Origin of the sequence: Pseudoalteromonas sp. NEC-BIFX-2020_002 (genome assembly GCF_013002825.1) — a bacterium.
Taxonomy (GTDB): domain Bacteria; phylum Pseudomonadota; class Gammaproteobacteria; order Enterobacterales; family Alteromonadaceae; genus Pseudoalteromonas; species Pseudoalteromonas neustonica.
The window spans coordinates 1-1,817 of record NZ_JABEPJ010000040.1; the positions used below are offsets into that span (position 1 = coordinate 1).

At 40.7% G+C, this 1,817-nt stretch carries 1 protein-coding gene; it reads right to left on the bottom strand.

Going from position 1 to position 1,817, the window contains the following annotated elements; translation table 11 throughout:
* Positions 1-171: 171 nt before the first annotated feature.
* Positions 172-1,566 (bottom strand): hypothetical protein, encoded by a 1,395-nt coding sequence (locus HJP15_RS21540; protein WP_170174624.1) that lies wholly within the window; start codon positions 1,564-1,566, stop codon positions 172-174.
* Positions 1,567-1,817 lie beyond the last annotated feature (251 nt).

A 1,817-nucleotide genomic window follows, 5' to 3' on the forward strand; every position in this document is an offset into this window, starting at 1 on the left:
ATAAGCAATTGCTAATCCCACACTCCGCCAAAGGCGCAACACTCAATACGGGTGGTTAGTTAGACCTTGCCCGACAGGGACTTGCACCCTGCAAGATGGATCAAGCTTAGCTTGACGCACCAACGCCCAAAGCAGCGGTGCGAAGCATCCGCTGCCTTTGCTTGTTAAATTTTAGGGATTTACTAATACCAGAAGCCTTTTAAAATTGCTCTTATTTTCCAACTTGGTATTTACTTTCTCGGACAAGGTGGTGGGGGTTAAAGAATATTTCTTCCCATTGAAATACTTTACGATCAAATCGAAAGATTGGTAGTTAGAGCTCAGTCTTGACTCATACCATGCCCCAAATTCGAGATTCTTATCCTGCTTACCGTTTTCTCCCAATTTATTTAAACTGGCAGTCTTTGAGGCTACATCTACTTCTGGCTTTTTATATTGAACCTTTATATATACTGTTCTGCCTTTGTCATGTACCCAGTGCTTAAACCGTTTACAGACAGTTCTACCTTCATTGGAATACCATGGTCCACCATCCCAGCGCCCCCACCCACCATAACTCTCTCTAGTCGAGATAGTGCTTTGTATCATTTGAGTGCCGTTTGGGATCGTCGCACACGCATTGACATGCTTGTGGGGGTTTTCACCCTCTGCACTTTCACCTGTAGCGCCAACCGAAGCTGAGCCCTCTGAGCTCCAATACGTTTTTTCTGACCATTTCTCAACAGAATAGTGTTCTTTCAATTCATAAGTGGCTGGATAACGAGGCAATAGCAGAACCTTATCTTGATATGTATATATTTTTTCGTATACGTACTCATCAGCTCCAAACAAGCGAGAAAGCCATGAATTTTTCTCCTTCTTTTGAACACTAACCTCAAAGTTAATCCTAGATACTTCGGTGTCTTTGAACTCGCCATTTATGGCTTCAGCAGGAATACTGAACGAACTAATATTAGCCTTAGAGTTATCAACATAAATAGAATCTAGCTTCACACCATTTATAGTAATATCAACCTTGTTTTCGGCAGCAAATGCATTTCCTAATAGGCGATAACTATAGCTGCCATCCGGCTGAAATATTTGGCTGTACCCTTGAATATCTCGAAGCGAGTACTTTTCTGATGTAAAAGGCAAATCATTCACAACATTTTGTATATCCATAGCAAGGAAATGCTCTATTTCCATTATTTGCCCTTTTAGACTATCGATATTGTTAAGGGTCTTCTCTAAGCTGAGAAGTCCCTGTTGAAGGCTAGAGTCCAGCTGATCAAATGTGCTATTTCTTTGTTTGCTCAAAAGAATGTCAAGATTGTCTATGGCCAAACCAAGCTTTCTTCCTGTTTTTTCTACGAGGTAATCACCGCCTTCAACAGCTGTACCAACTACTGCATCTGCTTTAACTTGAAGCTGATCTAATATTTCTTTCACGGACATCGTAGTTGAAATTGAGCTAACTACTGTTGTTACAGGATCGGCAGCAAAAACTGGGATCGAAGAATAGCAACTTATCGTGAATAAACCTGCAAAAATAGCTGGTTTTATAATTTCTAAATTTCCATTCTTCATATTTTTCTCCAATTATCTATCGTGATCTAAGTCGAATAATTTAACGCCTAAATAACAGGCTAAAAATAGTGGGCTAAAATGGAGCGGAGCGAACAGCCCGCTGTTTTTAGTCCTTGTTGATTTTCTTGTGTACGCCCGACATGGGCATTGACTTATGAGGTGAAAGTCCTCTGTAGGAAGATCACCGTTTAAATAACACACTGTTATTAAACGATAGACACTCGCAAATGGCAAGGGCTAAATCGTGAGAG